Raw genomic sequence first — 14,261 nt, forward strand, 5'->3', positions numbered from 1 at the left:
CATCGCACCCTGCCGCGAACGGCCGGTGCAATATGCCGAAACAGATCGCTTGCCCAGGGCCTTTGAAAGGCCGGGCGTGACGCGCCCGTGACGCCCAGCGTCCGGTATCAGAATCCACACGATGAAGGGGAAGCCTGTGCCTTCGACTACACCGCCCCGATCCACGCAACCCCCTCAAGAGCCGCTTATGGAACCTGGAAACGCCCAGTTGACGATGACTGTCCTGATGACACCGGACATGGCCAACTTCTCCGGCAACGTCCACGGCGGCACGCTGCTCAAGTATCTCGACGAAGTGGCCTACGCCTGCGCCAGCCGCTATGCCGGCAGCTATGTGGTGACCTTGTCGGTGGACCAGGTGATCTTCCGCGAGCCGGTGCACGTCGGTGAGCTGGTGACCTTCCTGGCCTCGGTCAACTACACCGGCAACACGTCCATGGAAGTGGGGATCAAGGTGGTGACCGAGAACATCCGCCAGCGCTCGGTGCGCCATTCCAACAGCTGCTTCTTCACCATGGTCGCGGTCGACGACCAGCGCCGCCCGGTGCCGGTGCCGCCCCGCCAGCCCCAGGACAGCGAAAGCAAGCGGCGTTTCCTGCAAGGCCAGCAGCGCCGACAGATCCGCCAGGAACTGGAGCAGCGCTACAAAGACCTGAAAACCGACGGCGTTTAAACCGCCAGCGGCGTGGCCTCGAAGCGCACCCGCGGGTGGGCGATGCGGTCCTGGGCGCGCACCAGTTGCAGCTCGTAGCTGGCGCAGGCCTGGGTTTCCAAGAGCACTTCGTGCACGGCCGAAGCGGCGAACTCGAAGGCCTGCACCCAAGAGTCGCCGAGCAGCACGCGGGCCAGGAACAGGCCCGAGGTCAAGTCGCCCACGCCCACCGGCTGGCGCGGGAAGGCCAACAGCGGCCGGCGCAGGTGCCAGGTGTGCTCGGCGGTCACCAGCAGCATCTCGAAGGCATCGGCGGCGCGCCCTGGATAGGCCAGGTGCTTGACCAGCACCACCTGGGGGCCGCGCGCCAGCAGGCTGCGGGCCATGCCGACGCAGTCTTCCAGGGATTGCGCACGGCGGCCGCAGAAAGTGTCCAGTTCCAGTTGGTTGGGGCACAGGATGTCGGCCTTGGCCAAGGCATGCTCCAGCAGGAAGTCGCTGACCGCCGCCGGCACACTGCAGCCCTTCTCCGCATGGCCCATCACCGGGTCGCACAGGTACAGCGCCTTGGGGTTGCTGGCCTTGATGCGCTCGACCCCGGCCAGGATTGCCCGGCCCTGCTCGGCGCTGCCCAGGTAGCCCGACAGCACGGCATCGCATTCGCCCAGCTCGCCGATGGCGCTGATGCCTTCCACAAGCGCCGGAATCTGCGCCGGCGCCAGCACTTCCCCGGCCCACTGGCCATACTGCGTGTGGTTGGAGAACTGCACGGTGTTGAGCGGCCAGACGTTCACCCCCAGGCGCTGCATCGGGAACACCGCCGCGCTGTTGCCAGCGTGGCCGAACACGACGTGGGACTGGATGGCGAGCAGATGCGGTGTACGTTTCATGCAGGGATTTCCAAAACGGTGAGGATTCGCGCCGCGCAGTATGAACCCCAAGACCACCTGTACGACAGGCCGGCGACGCAGTTAAGCTGCGCCGTCCCGTTTGGAGCCGAGCCCATGTTGACCCTGGAAAACCTTTTCGTCCTGATGCTGCTGGCCAGCGCCGGCGCGTGGATCTGGCACAACCACGGGCTGCGGGAAAAAGCGCTGGAACGGGTCAAGCAGCATTGCGCCAAGCTCGACCTGGAACTGCTCGACGATGCCGTGGCGCTCAAGCGCATCGGTTTCGCCCGCGACGCCAAGGGCAGAAAACGCCTGGCGCGCATCTACAACTTCGAATTCACCGTGACCGGCGAGCAACGCCATCCGGGGGTGGTCACGCAGTTCGGTGCCCACACGATGCAGATCGAGCTGGCGCCCTACCCCTTCGATACCCAAACGCCGCCCAGCAGCGTGCCCAAAGCCGACAACGTCGTGGAGATGCAGCAGTGGCGTCGCCAGCACGACCGCTGGCAGCCCTGAGGGTTACGGTAGCAGGCAGACGGTGAAGGCCCGGGTCAGACATTCGGCATCTTGGGGCTGATCGAAAATCAGCTCGAGGCGGGTGTCGTTGCGCCAGTGGCTGGTCTGCCAATTGACAGGGTCGGGCGCCAAGCCGTTGCAGGATGTCCATCCAGCCTCGCTGTGGATAACCCCCTTGGCGCGTTTCCAAGGCTGTCGTTCGAGCATGGCCCGAATACGTTCGCTGGAAAACTGCCGGCTCGGGTGCCAACGCCAGCCTATGCTCCAACCGCCCTCGCCTGCGGAAGTCTGCACGATAGGGTTGTGGATATCTCTCCACAGCGTGCCCCTACCCGGAGCATTATCCACAGCCGCATCGAATGCCGAATTCGCAGCAGAATGAATCGATTCCGCAAAAGGCAGGTTGTGGAAAACCATCTCCCCATGATTTGTCCACAACCTCTCTATCTCAGGCAGCTCAGCAGTTATCAACAGCCGCTGCGAATCACCCACAGCGTCCGACTTGTTGATAACTAGTAAACCGGCTTCGCCCAGCGCCTGCGCATGGACCTCTGGCAAGGGTTCGTCCCGTGCCAATGCCTGCGCATCCAGCACCATGACCATCGGCTGAACCGCCAGCACGCCGCGCCAAGGCGCCTGGCGCAGCTGCTCCAGCAATTGCAGGGGATGGCCAAGGCCGGAGGGCTCGATGAACAGCCGGTGTGGCTTGATGCGCCTTAAAAGCCGCCCCAAACCGACCTGGAACGGCACACCGTTGACACAGCACAGGCATCCGCCCGCCACTTCCGCGATTTGCAGCCCTGGCTCGTCGCGGCTGAGCAAGGCGGCGTCCAGCCCCACTTGGCCAAACTCGTTGATCAACACCGCCCAACGCTCCTGCGCCGGACGCTGCGCCAACAGGCAGCGCAGCACGCTGGTCTTGCCGGCGCCCAAAGGGCCGGCGATGAGATGGGTAGGAATGTTCTGGAGCATGGTCGCAGCCGTGGATAAAGTTATCCCCAACTATGGCGGATCATGCCAGCCAGTCAAGACTTAGCAGCAAACGGCGTTCGCCCACAGAGGTATCGGGCGATCTGTGGATAATTCCATGCCCTTCATTTCCCTGGAATTTTTCGCCTTTGAGGATGGCTACATCGCCTGTACACAGCCTCTGAATCTTATCCACAGGGGCTGGGGAGGCCTGCAAACGCGTACGGTCCAGGCACCCCTCCGGCAACCATTCGCTGCCCGCACCCACATAGGTGCTCAGCAATCGCAAGGGAACATGGTCGACATGGAGGCGCGGACACATGGCACCTTCCAGCACCTTCAAGCGCACCCCCACCCGCCGCGCCCCGAGCAGGCAGGTGTAGGCTTCCACCAACCAGGTGACGTCGGCGACGAAGGCTTCGTAGCCATGCACATCGGCAGCGCCTGCAAGCAGCCCCGACAGCACCGGCGTACGCTGCTCGTCGACCTCGATGACGCGCTCGTCGAATAGGGGTCGCTCCAAGCCGATCACCAAGGCGGCGAAGTCTTCCACCTGGGGCGGCAACTGGCGCTGCCAGACCGCCAGGTTGACCTCGTCGCGCAAAATCTCGGTCAGCACCTGCGGCGAGCGGTCGAACACTTGGTAGACGTCGCGGTAACGCGCTTGGGCGATCATGCGGCCGCCTCCTCGGTCCAGGGCCCGAAAGGATCGTCCAGGCGCAGCCAGGCCATGGGGCCGGCCGCCATTTCGCTTTCGCTCAACAGGCAGGCCTCCAGGTCGGTGGATAACCGTTCGAAGTCGATGCCCTGGCCGATGAACACCAGCTCCTGACGGCAATCGCCCACGTCGGGCGTCCAGTGCTTGAAGATCTCGGCGGCCTCGTCGCGGTCTTGCGGCCATTGCGCGCGCGGCACGAAACGCCACCAGCGTCCGGCCAGACCATGGCGCATCATGCCGCCGGCCTGCGACCAGCTGCCGGCTTCCTGGTACTTGCTGGCCAGCCAGAAGAAACCTTTGGAGCGCAGCAGCCGACCGTTGTGCCACGGCTGGTGGATGAAGTCGTAGAAGCGCTGCGGGTGGAAGGGGCGGCGGGCCTGCCAAGTGGTGGCGGCGATGCCGTAGGCCTCGGTCTCGGGCACATGTTCGCCGCGCAGCTCTTGCAGCCAACCCGGCGCCTGCGAGGCCTGCTCGAAGTCGAACAGCCCGGTGTCGAGTATCCGCGCCAGCGGCACCTGGCCCATGACCATGGGCAGCACCTGCGCGCGCGGGTTGAGGCGCTGCACGATGGCGGTGAGTTCTTCGCGCTCGTGCTGGCTGACCAAGTCGATCTTGCTCAACAGGATCACGTCGGCGAACTCCACCTGCTCGATCAGCAGGTCGCTGATGGAGCGTTCGTCGTCTTCGCCCAGGGTCTCGCCACGGCTGGCCAGGGCCTCGGCGCCTTGGTAGTCGGCCATGAAGTTGAGCGCATCGACCACGGTGACCATGGTGTCGAGCCGGGCGAGGTCCGACAGGCTACGGCCCTGTTCGTCGCGAAAGGTGAAGGTCTCGGCCACCGGCAACGGCTCGGAGATGCCGGTGGATTCGATCAGCAGGTAATCGAAGCGTCCCTCCTGGGCCAGGCGCGCCACCTCTTCGAGCAGGTCTTCGCGCAAGGTGCAGCAGATGCAGCCGTTGCTCATCTCCACCAGCTTCTCTTCGGCGCGGTTGAGGCTGACGTTGCGCTGCACGTCGCTGGCGTCGATGTTGATTTCACTCATGTCGTTGACGATCACGGCCACGCGCAGTTGCTCGCGATTGCGCAGTACATGGGTGAGCAACGTGCTTTTGCCGGCGCCGAGAAAGCCGGACAGTACGGTGACGGGTAGACGGTTGGACATGCGTGGGCCTCATCGACAGGCGCATTCGAACGATGCGTTTGTAATACGTTATAATATAACAATACAATAGCGCAAAGCCGTTTCTGTCCGATAGAACCTTTGGTGCCGACATGCTTCTGCGTCCCTTGCTCGTGCCGCTGCTGTTGCTCTCGCTGTGCCCGTTGGCCCACGCCTTGCCCCACGCCGATCTGCCGCTATGCACTCGTTCCGCCACGCTGGTGGCCTGCAAGGATGGCCGCGGCAACTATTACAGCGTGCGCAGCGTCGGCACCACGCTGTACTTGCGCGGCTACGACGCAGTGGGCAGACGCTTGTGGTCGCAAACCAACGAGCGCCACGGCCCCTTAACCTTTTTCACCGGCCTGGCCTCCGACGGCGAAGCCTGGGTGGGCTACAGCCGGCGCGTCGGTTGGACGTCCAGCAGCCGGGTTTCCAGCTCCACTGGGCAACGTTTCAATCTGCATTGCAGCTTGATCGGCGGCTGCCGTTGATTTCCTTTTCGTAGCAGGTGTTTTTATGACCAGCCTTGTGCTCCCTGACGTTGCCGCCCAAACCGCATTTTCCGCCACAACACTGAGTTGGGTAGGTATGTATGGAATCGCTTTGCCAATCCAGTTCCACGACCAACGCTTGAACGCCACCGCCGATGCTGGCGTCAGCCTTGACGATGCCCAGGCGCGCGGCATCCACATGTCTCGCCTGTACTTGGCCCTGGAAGCGTTGGAAAACGCCGAACTCACACCTGAAATTCTGCGCAGGCTTTTGCAGACCTTTCTGCACAGCCATGAAGGCTTGTCAAAAGCCGCCTATGTACGGCTGCGTTTCGAACTCATGCTCAAGCGTCCCGCCCTCATCAGCCCCTTGGCGGGCTGGAAACACTATCCCGTCGAGATCGATGCGCGCCTCGTCGATGGAATGTTCCACGTGGAACACACCGTGGAAATCGCCTATTCCTCGACCTGCCCTTGCTCGGCAGCCTTGTCCCGGCAACTGATCCAAGATCGCTTCGTTGCCCGGTTCGGGACCAGCGATCACTTGTCCCATTCCGCCATCGTGGACTGGCTGGGCAACAGCGAAGGCATCGTCGCCACGCCCCACAGCCAGCGCAGCCGGGCGATTATCAAGGTTCGAATGACCGAAGCGGCCGTATCACTACCGACGGTGCGGCTGATCGATACCCTGGAACGGGCATTGGGCACGGCCGTGCAGACCGCCGTGAAACGCGCGGACGAACAGGCCTTCGCCTTGGCCAACGGGCAGAATCCGATGTTTTGTGAAGACGCAGCGCGCCGGCTGCATAAAGCACTGTCAGGTGAACGAACGCTGCAAGCGTTTCACCTGCGCGTGGAACATGCAGAAAGCCTGCATGCCCACGATGCGGTGGCGGAGAGCCAGTGGCGTTGGTAGGTCAGGTACGTGGGCGGATGTTGCCGCAGTCGCTGCCCTGCCACGTGGCGCGAGTGTTCATGCTGCCTTTCTGCTGCACGCCCGATGCGTTGAACGTACCGCTCACCTGGGTGACGAATTCACGGTCGCTGAGGAAGGTCGCCGTGCCCGTGCCTTGCGCGCGCGGGCAGGTGAATTGGAATTTCCAGACGTTGCCCTGACGCTCGGTGATCTTCTGTGTGCAGCCGGACTGCGGGTCTTGCAACGGGATGTCGTTGGTGTTGACCTGTTGCTGGGTCAGGCACGAGCGCACGCCCTTGCCGGCGATCGTGACGCCCTGCTTGGCCAGCATGCCTTCCATCATCGCCCGTTGTTCGGGTGGCAGGTTCTTCAGCTGGCCGAGCATGAAGTCCATGTCGGGCAGCTGTTTGCCGTCGACCTGCATGTCGCTGGTGGTCAGCTCCCACAGGCCTGGCTGCAGCATCTGGGCCTGCAACGCAGGTGAGGAAAGGCCCAAGGCCAGGGCAAGCAGTGGCAGACGCATGTTCATGGTGGATGCTCCTTGAAGGTACCGGCCCCAAGCCGGACCCAGGCTTAGACGCCGTTTCGCCGCGCGGGTTGCACGCCGTCCCGGGTTCGTGGTCTGTAGATCATTGCCCACGGATCGCAGGCCCTACATGGATTACCACAGCCCCTACTTCTTCGGCTATCTACTCGGCTTCGTCCACGTCTGCGGCACCGCCGCCGCGCTGCACGCCTTGTTTACCGTACGCACCGCCCAAGGCGCGATCGCCTGGGCCATGTCGTTGCTGTTCATTCCCTACTTCACGCTTATCCCCTACCTGATCTTCGGTGCGCGCTCGTTCCCGGCCTACGTCAAGGCACGGCGCCAGGCCAACCAGGAGCTGCACGCTGCCATGGCCGACCTCGACTGGCGGCCTTGGGTGGAAGAGGCACTGGCGGCGCGCGAGTCGGACAGCTACCGCGCCCTGCGTGCCATGCCGCGCCTCAGCCGCATGCCCTGCCTGGCCAACAACCAGATCGCGCTGCTGGTGAACGGCAAGGCCACCTTTGAAGCCATTTTCGAGGCCATCGAGAGCGCCCGCGACACGGTGCTGGTGCAGTTCTTCATCATCCACAACGACATCATCGGCAAGGAACTGCAGCAACTGCTGCTGAAGAAAGCGGCCGAAGGCGTGCGCATTTTCGTGCTCTACGACCAGGTCGGCAGCCACGCCCTGCCCGGCCGCTACGACCAGACCCTGCGCGACGGCGGTGTGGAAGTCGCTTCCTTCGCCACCCGCCGCGGCTGGTTCAACCGCTTCCAGGTCAACTTCCGCAACCACCGCAAGATCGTCGTGGTCGACGGCAAGGTCGGTTTCGTCGGCGGGCACAATGTGGGCGACGAGTACCTGGGCGGCAACCCGAAGCTGTCGCCGTGGCGCGACACCCACGTACAGGTGACCGGCCCGGTGCTGGCCTGCTTGCAGGAGTCGTTCGCCGAAGACTGGTACTGGGCCACCCGCCGCCTGCCGCCGCTGATCCTGCAAGACAGCTATCCGGACGATGGCGTGCTGTGCCAGGTTCTGGCCAGCGGCCCGGCCGACTCCCAGGAAACCTGCGCGCTGTTCTTCCTGGAAGCCATCCACTCGGCGACCAAACGGGTATGGATCACCAGCCCTTACTTCATTCCCGACGAGGGCATTTCCGCCGCGCTGCGCCTGGCGGTACTGCGCGGGGTGGACGTGCGCATCCTGATCCCGGCGCGCCCCGACCACCGTATCGTCTACGCCGCTACCACGCTGTATGCCCTCGAAGCCGTGCGTGCCGGCGTGCGCGTCTTCCGCTACCAACCGGGTTTCGTGCACCAGAAAGTGGTGCTGGTCGACGACGAAATCAGCGCCGTCGGTAGCGCCAACCTCGACAACCGCTCCTTCCGCCTGAACTTCGAAATCATGCTGCTGACCATCGACCGCACTTTCGCCGACGAGGTGGAGCAGATGCTGCTGGAGGATTTCGAACACTCCCAGGAGATCAGCCCGCAGGAGCGCCGCAACACGCACCGCCTCGATCAGTTGGGCATGCGCATCGCGCGGCTGATCTCTCCGATCCTCTAGCTTCAGCGGTACAGGTCTTCACGGGTCCAGGGCAGGTCGTGGCGGCCATCGGCATAGGGTTTCACGGCCAGCACCTGGTGCAGGTTGATCCAGCCCCGGGCGAAGGCGTGGGCGCAGCCGGCCAGGTACAGGCGCCAGATCCGTAGCGTCTGTTCGGGCACCAAGGCCGCAGCGCGGTGCAACTGGTTCTCCAGGTTCTGGCTCCACAGGCTCAGGGTGCGCGCATAGTGCAGGCGCAGGCTTTCCACATCGACCACTTCCAAGCCCGCTTCGCCACTGGCCTGGCTGACCATGCACAGGTGCGGCAGCTCGCCGTTGGGGAACACGTAGCGGTTGATGAAGGCGCCCGCGCCCTTGCCCACCGGCCGGCCGTCCACGCACTTGGCGGTGATGCCATGGTTCATCACCAGGCCGCCATCACGCACCGCGCCGAACAGGGTTTTACAGTACAGCGCCAGATTGGCGTGGCCGACGTGCTCGAACATGCCGACGCTGACCACCTTGTCGAAGCGGCCGTCCTGGGGCAGCTCGCGGTAGTCGAGCAGTTGCAGCTCGACCTGGGCCGCCAACCCCTCCTCCTCCACCCGTTCCCGCGCCAGCGCCAACTGCGCCTTGCTCAGGGTGATGCCGAACACCCGCGCGCCGTATTCGCGCGCCGCGAAACGCGCCAAGCCGCCCCAACCGCAGCCGACATCCAGCAGGTAGTCGCCCGCTTGCAGGCGCAGCTTGCGGCACAGGTGGTCGAACTTATGCTGCTGCGCTTCGTCCAGCGTGTCGTCCGGCTCGCGGAAGTACGCGCAGGAGTAGACCATGTCGCGGTCCAGCCACAGCTGGTAGAAGGCGTTGGAGACGTCGTAGTGGTAGGCGATGGACGCCGCGTCGGTCTGTTTGTCGTGGGCGGCACGCACCGGCAGCGGCTCGTCGCCGTCCTTCAGGAAGGCTTCGCTCAGTTCGTCGCACACCCGTACCGCTTCGCCGATATCGCCCTCCAGCTCCAGCTTGCCGTCGACGAAGGCGGCGCCCAGAGTATCCAGGTTGGGATGGGTGAGCAGCCCGATGAGCTGTGGTTCCTTGACCAGCAAAGTGACCTGGGGGTCAGGGCCCAGATCGAACAGGTGGCCGTCCCATAGTTTCAGTCGCAGCGGCAAGTGCAGGTTTTGCAGCGCAGGTGGAAGTTGCCCAAACATGAATCTCCCCTCCCATGAATGAACGGGCGCCCCTGCCAAGGGGACGCCTCCGGGAGTGAGATTAGTCCATTGGTGCGGACTTTCCCGAATGCCCACTCAGGCCGGGGTGGCCACCTTGGCGAAGCGCCGCGCCAGGAACGGTGTGATGTCCAGCGGCAAGGCTTCGTCGTGCAGGGCCTTGTCCAGCATCACTCCGGTGATCGCCGAGGTCAGCATGCCGGTACGGAAATGCCCACAGGCGTTGTAGTAGCCCGGCATGTCGTCCACCGGCCCCAGGATCGGCAGCTCGTCCGGCGAACCGGGTCGCAGGCCGGCCCAGGTGCGCTTGAGGTTGACCTGCTCCAGCGCCGGCACGCAGCGGATGGCACCCTGCACCAGGCTGCTGATCTCTGGGAAGGTAGTGGTGACGTCGAAGCCCTTCTCTTCGGTGGTGCTGCCGATGAGGATCTCGCCGTTGTCCTTCTGCGCCATGTAGCAATCGCTGGTGGTGATGCAGCCGTCGAGCAGCTTGGGCAGGCGCTCGGTGAGCACGATCTGGCCCTTGACCGGCTTGACCGGAATGGACGTGCCGGTGGCCCACTCGCTGAGCTCGGCGGCCCAGGCGCCGGCGGCGTTGATCAAGGTGTCGCAGTGGAAGTCCCCGGCCTGCTCGGTGCGCACGCCCTTGATGCGCCCGTTGTGGTGCAGCACATCGGTGACGCGGGTGTTGAGGTACAGGTCGACGCCGTTCTGGCGCGCCGCTTCCATGTACGCATCGCCCAGGCGGAACGGGCTGAGCTGATGGTCGCAGAGAAACTCCAGCGCGCCCTTGGCCTGTTCGGTGACCGCAGGCTCGCTGTCGCGCAGGGCCTTGCGGTCGAGCCAGCGGATCTGGTCTTGCAGGTGCGGGATGTGCTTGACGATGTGTTCGGCGTAGAGCTGGTCTTCGTCGTCCTGGATCACGTACTTGAGGCCCGTGCGCTCGAACTTGAAGTCCATGCCGTGGCGCTCGATCAGCTCCTGGTGCAGTTGCGGGTACAGGGCATTGGACTGCAACGCCAGGTCGAAGAAGCACGGCGGCAGGATATGCGGCGTGCTCGAATCCACCGCCACCGCCGCACCCTGGGCCTGGCGCTTGGCCTGGGACGAGAGCATGCGGAAGAAGATCACCCCGCAGCCCAGGCCCACCGATTCGCCGATGGCCCACAGCCCGCCGGCCGAGGCGCGGGTGGCGTTGCCCGGGCGCTTGTCGTCGATCAGGGCGATGCGCAGGTTGCCGCGCTTGGACAGTTGGTAGGCGCACGAGGCGCCGATCACCCCGGCGCCGGCGATCACGATGTCGTAGGTCTTGTTCATGTCAGGCCTCCGTGCCCAGGTCTTTGAATGCCGAAAACGGTACCGGATCGACCGGAAAGCGCGGCCGCAGCCAGCCCACGTCTGCGCGCCCGGTGGCGGCGCGCAGGCGGTCGCTGCAATAGCCCACGCACATCCTCCCCTGGCAGTCGCCCATGCTCACCCGGGTACGCATCTTCAGCCCGGCCATGTCCTGCACGCCCTGCTCCAGCGCAAGATCGATGGCACTGCGGGTGACCTGCTCGCAGCGGCAGATCACCGTGTCGGCCTGCGGCAGCTCGATCTGCGCCGGCCCGCGTGCGGTGTAGCGCTCGACCCCGGAGCGGAAGCGCTTGATGCCCGCCAGTTGCCCCAGGTAGCGCTCGCGCCGCTCGATGGCCTGCGCAGCGTCGAGCACACCGCGCTGCTGCAGGATCGACACCGCCGCCAGGCGCCCGGTGAGCATCGCCGCCTCACCGCCACGGATGCCGGCCATGTCGCCGGCCAGATGGATGTGCGGCAGGCTGCTCTGCTGCCACACGTTGCACTCGGCGCGCAGATAACCGTCGGCGCTGAAGCCATGGGCCAGGCCCAACTGCTGGCTGAGCTGCGTGCGCGGGATGAAGCCGTAGCCCACCGCCAGGGTTTGCACCGACTCGCGCTGCACGCGGCTAAGGTCGGCTTTCCAGGCCTGGTCGTAGGGCGCCACACTCACTTCGCTCAACTCACCCTCGCCCCGCGCCTCGACCACGCCCCAGCCGTAGTGCATGGGGATGCCGTTTAGCTTCAGGTACGCCAGCATGCTCAAGCCATCGAGGAACAGTTGCGGTTTGTTCATCAGCGCCAGGCTTTCCCGCGCGATGCGGTTGAAGGCGCACGCCTCGTACACCCCCGCCACCTTCGCCCCGGCCGCATGCAGCTGGCAGGCCACCAGCGGCAGCAACGGCCCGGTGCCGGCGATCAAGGTGCTGCCCAGCGGCTTGACCACGTTGCTCTTGATCTGCAACTGCAAGCCACCGAGCAGGATCACCCCCGGCAAGGTCCAGCCCGGAAACGGCACGTTGCGCTCATGGCAGCCCGCAGCCAACACCAACTGTTCGTAGGCCACCGGCTGCAAGCGCTCGTGTTCGTCGAGCACCATCAGGCTGTGCTCGTCGCCGCCCACCACCCGGCTGTTCAACCGCAGGTCGACGTACTCGGCGCAGGCCGCGAACTGCGCATGCAGCGCGCTCAACGCTTTGCTGTAGCGCGCACCCAGATACCCCAGATCGACCCCGGCCCGCAGCGGCCCGCGGTACACCACGCCACCCGGGCGCGACGCTTCGTCGATGAGCACGCACCCCACCCCCTCCCCCGCCAACTCGATGGCCGCCGCCATCCCCGCCGACCCACCGCCGACGATCACCGGACGCACGCTCATGACCGCACCTCCCCGACGACGGCATTGACCTGGGTCTCCACGCGCATACCGGCACGCACCAGGGTCTGGCATGCGCGACGCTTGGGGCGGCCGTCGATGGCGACCAGACAGCAGTGGCAGACGCCCATGCCGCAGAAGGCACCGCTGACCTGCCCGTGGTCGTTGCGCGCAAGTTGGCGCAGGCCGACGGCGTTGAGGACGCTGAGGACGGTTTCGCCAGGGGCGGCGGTGACGGGGGTGCCGTTGATGTGGAGAGGGATTTGTTCGGGTGGGAGGGGTTGGATGTCTAGGGTTCGGTCCATGAAGTGTTGCCTGCTGTCCGTGTCGATGAAGGGGGACAGGGTACGGGAGGTGTCTGTAGGAAAAATTGACTTGGAGCGGGGGTTGGGTGGATAGGGATTGAAACGATGGTAGCAGCGTTGGCAGGGCGATCTACGATAGAAAATGGACACGTAGCAATTTATTTATCACTGTCTTGGAAGGTGATGGTGTTAAGCACTGTACAAAAACGCTTGAGTCGAAGGCCAAGCAGAACGGTCCAATATGGATATTTCAGCCTGAAATAAATTATTCGTATTCTCGCCTAGAGTAAACAAATCCACTAATCGGATCTAGATCTCGCTTAGCACCTGTCGAGCATACACATTGGATATCAATTCTTTTAATTTTTTGCTCTTTTCCTCCCAATGTATCTAGGTTTGTAGCTACGACCTCTAGACTTTCCAAGTCAAAGTCCGTTGCTTCTCGGCCGAGATAGTATCTTATTAGCACAAAACCGCTCTCGTGATACCCTACAGCGATAGCTCTAATGTCAGAATATATTTCTCCAAGTAACGCAATGCGTAAACTTGCTACGAGCCAATCCGGTAGATTTTTCCCAAAAACCATTTTAATCACTCACGTTCGGAACATAGGCGCCTAACTAAAACGTCAGGCCTACACGCAGCAAAACTTTAAACCAAAAAGATTTGATAGCGACTATCAAACCTGCCAAAAAGTCAAGCATACGCCATACTCGTCCAGAAGATCATTGCCAATTTCAAACTCAAAATCCATGCCTTGGAATTTTTCTGACAGTGCTATTCTCCAGTATTTTGCAATCTGAGCAGCAAAAACTAGACAAAGCTCAAGCTCCTCATTTGAAACTTCTACAGAACTAACGGGTTGAATCTTAAATTCTTCCCATTTGGAAAAGAATTGACTGATTGCAAAAACATTTCTATATCGCTCAATGTCCTTTCTCTTGGTACTCCTTTCCAGCTTACCTTCATCTGTAATACTCAGCCCTATCAATGGACGATCATCTGGATTGTACTTACTTGCATCAGGAGTCCAGAAAATGTGTCCCCCCTGCTCTACGAAATCTGGAGACAGGATACTTATCACACCTAGACACTGCTCTAATGTTACAAAGTTTCCTACATAAGAAAAGTATTCTTCGCAACCTTTTCCTGAAATAAATTTCACTAGATTACTCTTTGAAACAACCCCTTCAAAAGTCTTCATGGGTCAAACTCCAAGTTGTTAAAAATTTCTTCAGGAACGTCAAATCATGGCCAACGCGTCCTACGACCTCATTGCCGCGTGATGTAGCGCCAGCAATTTTGCCGTCCCGACCACTGGTGAAAGCCAGCTGATTGCCGGCAAACAAGTACGCTTCCTGCTGTTGCTGTCTTTCGCGCTCCATGTTGCCTTTGCCGATATTGACGCTGATATAAGGACACCACAGGCTGTTAAGCACCTTCAAGGCCATGGTTAGGCCGGGCCGTATCGAAAAGCTCTTGCAAGCTGAACTTTCATACAAACCCTAATCTTTATCATATCTGAATTTTGTCTTCACCTGCTCGCCCTGCTTATGAGACATAACAAATGAAGTCCAATATTCTCCGCGTTGCTGAGCGCTTTCCTGAAGTTTTTTCACTAAACTAT

Annotated in this window: 15 protein-coding genes and 1 pseudogene; 5 read left to right on the top strand and 11 right to left on the bottom strand. The window is 62.4% G+C overall.

The features are described from left to right. Positions 1-187: 187 nt before the first annotated feature. A complete protein-coding gene (locus tag B4M43_RS11235) occupies positions 188-673 on the top strand; it encodes an acyl-CoA thioesterase (RefSeq protein ID WP_296267010.1) in 486 nt (161 codons plus the stop codon). Here the strand turns inward: B4M43_RS11235 and pdxY are convergent. After that, positions 670-1,542 carry a pyridoxal kinase PdxY gene (pdxY, locus tag B4M43_RS11240; RefSeq protein WP_296267011.1) on the bottom strand — a complete coding sequence of 291 codons (873 nt, stop codon included), beginning with the start codon at positions 1,540-1,542 and terminating at the stop codon, positions 670-672. The two genes, B4M43_RS11235 and pdxY, sit on opposite strands and share 4 nt — an antisense overlap. A gap of 114 nt (positions 1,543-1,656) precedes the next feature. Between pdxY and B4M43_RS11245 the strand changes: the two genes are divergently transcribed. Continuing rightward, on the top strand, positions 1,657-2,061 hold the full coding sequence (locus B4M43_RS11245; protein ID WP_296267013.1) for a DUF3301 domain-containing protein: 405 nt from the start codon (positions 1,657-1,659) through the stop codon (positions 2,059-2,061). A 3-nt stretch (positions 2,062-2,064) separates the two neighbouring features. Here the strand turns inward: B4M43_RS11245 and B4M43_RS11250 are convergent, their stop codons facing one another. The 3 genes from B4M43_RS11250 to zigA are packed head-to-tail and all read right to left on the bottom strand — an operon-like array spanning position 2,065 to position 4,911. Then, complete coding sequence (locus tag B4M43_RS11250; protein ID WP_296267015.1) at positions 2,065-3,033, bottom strand: CobW family GTP-binding protein; 969 nt, start codon at positions 3,031-3,033, stop codon at positions 2,065-2,067. A 40-nt stretch (positions 3,034-3,073) separates the two neighbouring features. Beyond that, positions 3,074-3,706: a DUF1826 domain-containing protein gene (locus B4M43_RS11255; RefSeq protein ID WP_296267017.1), complete on the bottom strand. Its 633-nt coding sequence runs from the start codon at positions 3,704-3,706 to the stop codon at positions 3,074-3,076. After that, the gene (zigA, locus tag B4M43_RS11260) at positions 3,703-4,911 is read right to left on the bottom strand and encodes a zinc metallochaperone GTPase ZigA (RefSeq protein ID WP_296267019.1); all 1,209 of its coding nucleotides are present in this window, start codon (positions 4,909-4,911) and stop codon (positions 3,703-3,705) included. The genes B4M43_RS11255 and zigA overlap by 4 nt, the downstream gene beginning before the upstream one ends. 110 nt (positions 4,912-5,021) lie before the next feature. On the opposite strand from zigA, the gene B4M43_RS11265 reads away from it, so the two are divergent. Continuing rightward, the gene (locus tag B4M43_RS11265) at positions 5,022-5,402 is read left to right on the top strand and encodes a glutamine synthetase (protein WP_296267021.1); all 381 of its coding nucleotides are present in this window, start codon (positions 5,022-5,024) and stop codon (positions 5,400-5,402) included. A gap of 25 nt (positions 5,403-5,427) precedes the next feature. Beyond that, positions 5,428-6,318 (top strand): GTP cyclohydrolase FolE2, encoded by an 891-nt coding sequence (folE2, locus tag B4M43_RS11270; RefSeq protein WP_296267023.1) that lies wholly within the window; start codon positions 5,428-5,430, stop codon positions 6,316-6,318. A gap of 1 nt (position 6,319) precedes the next feature. Here the strand turns inward: folE2 and B4M43_RS11275 are convergent, their stop codons facing one another. After that, entirely contained in the window at positions 6,320-6,847 is a 528-nt protein-coding gene (locus tag B4M43_RS11275; RefSeq protein ID WP_296267024.1) for a DUF3617 domain-containing protein, read from the bottom strand. Positions 6,848-6,974: 127 nt separating this feature from the next. Between B4M43_RS11275 and cls the strand changes: the two genes are divergently transcribed. Further along, on the top strand, positions 6,975-8,414 hold the full coding sequence (gene cls, locus B4M43_RS11280; RefSeq protein ID WP_296267026.1) for a cardiolipin synthase: 1,440 nt from the start codon (positions 6,975-6,977) through the stop codon (positions 8,412-8,414). Between the two features lie 2 nt (positions 8,415-8,416). Here the strand turns inward: cls and cfaB are convergent, their stop codons facing one another. From cfaB to B4M43_RS11310, 6 genes and pseudogenes are all read right to left on the bottom strand, one after another. Then, on the bottom strand, positions 8,417-9,601 hold the full coding sequence (gene cfaB / locus B4M43_RS11285) for a C17 cyclopropane fatty acid synthase CfaB (RefSeq protein WP_296267028.1): 1,185 nt from the start codon (positions 9,599-9,601) through the stop codon (positions 8,417-8,419). A gap of 96 nt (positions 9,602-9,697) precedes the next feature. Further along, entirely contained in the window at positions 9,698-10,936 is a 1,239-nt protein-coding gene (gene hcnC, locus B4M43_RS11290; protein ID WP_296267030.1) for a cyanide-forming glycine dehydrogenase subunit HcnC, read from the bottom strand. A gap of 1 nt (position 10,937) precedes the next feature. Continuing rightward, positions 10,938-12,332: a cyanide-forming glycine dehydrogenase subunit HcnB gene (gene hcnB / locus B4M43_RS11295; RefSeq protein WP_296267032.1), complete on the bottom strand. Its 1,395-nt coding sequence runs from the start codon at positions 12,330-12,332 to the stop codon at positions 10,938-10,940. After that, the gene (gene hcnA, locus B4M43_RS11300) at positions 12,329-12,634 is read right to left on the bottom strand and encodes a cyanide-forming glycine dehydrogenase subunit HcnA (protein ID WP_296267034.1); all 306 of its coding nucleotides are present in this window, start codon (positions 12,632-12,634) and stop codon (positions 12,329-12,331) included. The genes hcnB and hcnA overlap by 4 nt, the downstream gene beginning before the upstream one ends. A gap of 679 nt (positions 12,635-13,313) precedes the next feature. Continuing rightward, positions 13,314-13,838 (bottom strand): hypothetical protein, encoded by a 525-nt coding sequence (locus B4M43_RS11305; RefSeq protein ID WP_296267036.1) that lies wholly within the window; start codon positions 13,836-13,838, stop codon positions 13,314-13,316. A gap of 40 nt (positions 13,839-13,878) precedes the next feature. Beyond that, positions 13,879-14,136, bottom strand: a pseudogene (locus B4M43_RS11310) (hemagglutinin repeat-containing protein); the annotation flags it as partial. Positions 14,137-14,261 lie beyond the last annotated feature (125 nt).

Origin of the sequence: Pseudomonas sp. UBA6562, from assembly GCF_002434265.1 — a bacterium.
Lineage (GTDB): Bacteria > Pseudomonadota > Gammaproteobacteria > Pseudomonadales > Pseudomonadaceae > Aquipseudomonas.

Coding starts and splice junctions, on each gene's coding strand:
- B4M43_RS11245 (WP_296267013.1), top strand. CDS start 1,657: ATGTTGACCCTGGAAAACCTTTTCGTCCTGATGCTGCTGGCCAGCGCC.
- B4M43_RS11275 (WP_296267024.1), bottom strand. CDS start 6,847: ATGAACATGCGTCTGCCACTGCTTGCCCTGGCCTTGGGCCTTTCCTCA.
- folE2 (WP_296267023.1), top strand. CDS start 5,428: ATGACCAGCCTTGTGCTCCCTGACGTTGCCGCCCAAACCGCATTTTCC.
- pdxY (WP_296267011.1), bottom strand. CDS start 1,542: ATGAAACGTACACCGCATCTGCTCGCCATCCAGTCCCACGTCGTGTTC.
- cls (WP_296267026.1), top strand. CDS start 6,975: ATGGATTACCACAGCCCCTACTTCTTCGGCTATCTACTCGGCTTCGTC.
- B4M43_RS11235 (WP_296267010.1), top strand. CDS start 188: ATGGAACCTGGAAACGCCCAGTTGACGATGACTGTCCTGATGACACCG.
- hcnA (WP_296267034.1), bottom strand. CDS start 12,634: ATGGACCGAACCCTAGACATCCAACCCCTCCCACCCGAACAAATCCCT.
- B4M43_RS11250 (WP_296267015.1), bottom strand. CDS start 3,033: ATGCTCCAGAACATTCCTACCCATCTCATCGCCGGCCCTTTGGGCGCC.
- cfaB (WP_296267028.1), bottom strand. CDS start 9,601: ATGTTTGGGCAACTTCCACCTGCGCTGCAAAACCTGCACTTGCCGCTG.
- B4M43_RS11305 (WP_296267036.1), bottom strand. CDS start 13,838: ATGAAGACTTTTGAAGGGGTTGTTTCAAAGAGTAATCTAGTGAAATTT.
- zigA (WP_296267019.1), bottom strand. CDS start 4,911: ATGTCCAACCGTCTACCCGTCACCGTACTGTCCGGCTTTCTCGGCGCC.
- B4M43_RS11265 (WP_296267021.1), top strand. CDS start 5,022: ATGCTTCTGCGTCCCTTGCTCGTGCCGCTGCTGTTGCTCTCGCTGTGC.
- hcnB (WP_296267032.1), bottom strand. CDS start 12,332: ATGAGCGTGCGTCCGGTGATCGTCGGCGGTGGGTCGGCGGGGATGGCG.
- hcnC (WP_296267030.1), bottom strand. CDS start 10,936: ATGAACAAGACCTACGACATCGTGATCGCCGGCGCCGGGGTGATCGGC.
- B4M43_RS11255 (WP_296267017.1), bottom strand. CDS start 3,706: ATGATCGCCCAAGCGCGTTACCGCGACGTCTACCAAGTGTTCGACCGC.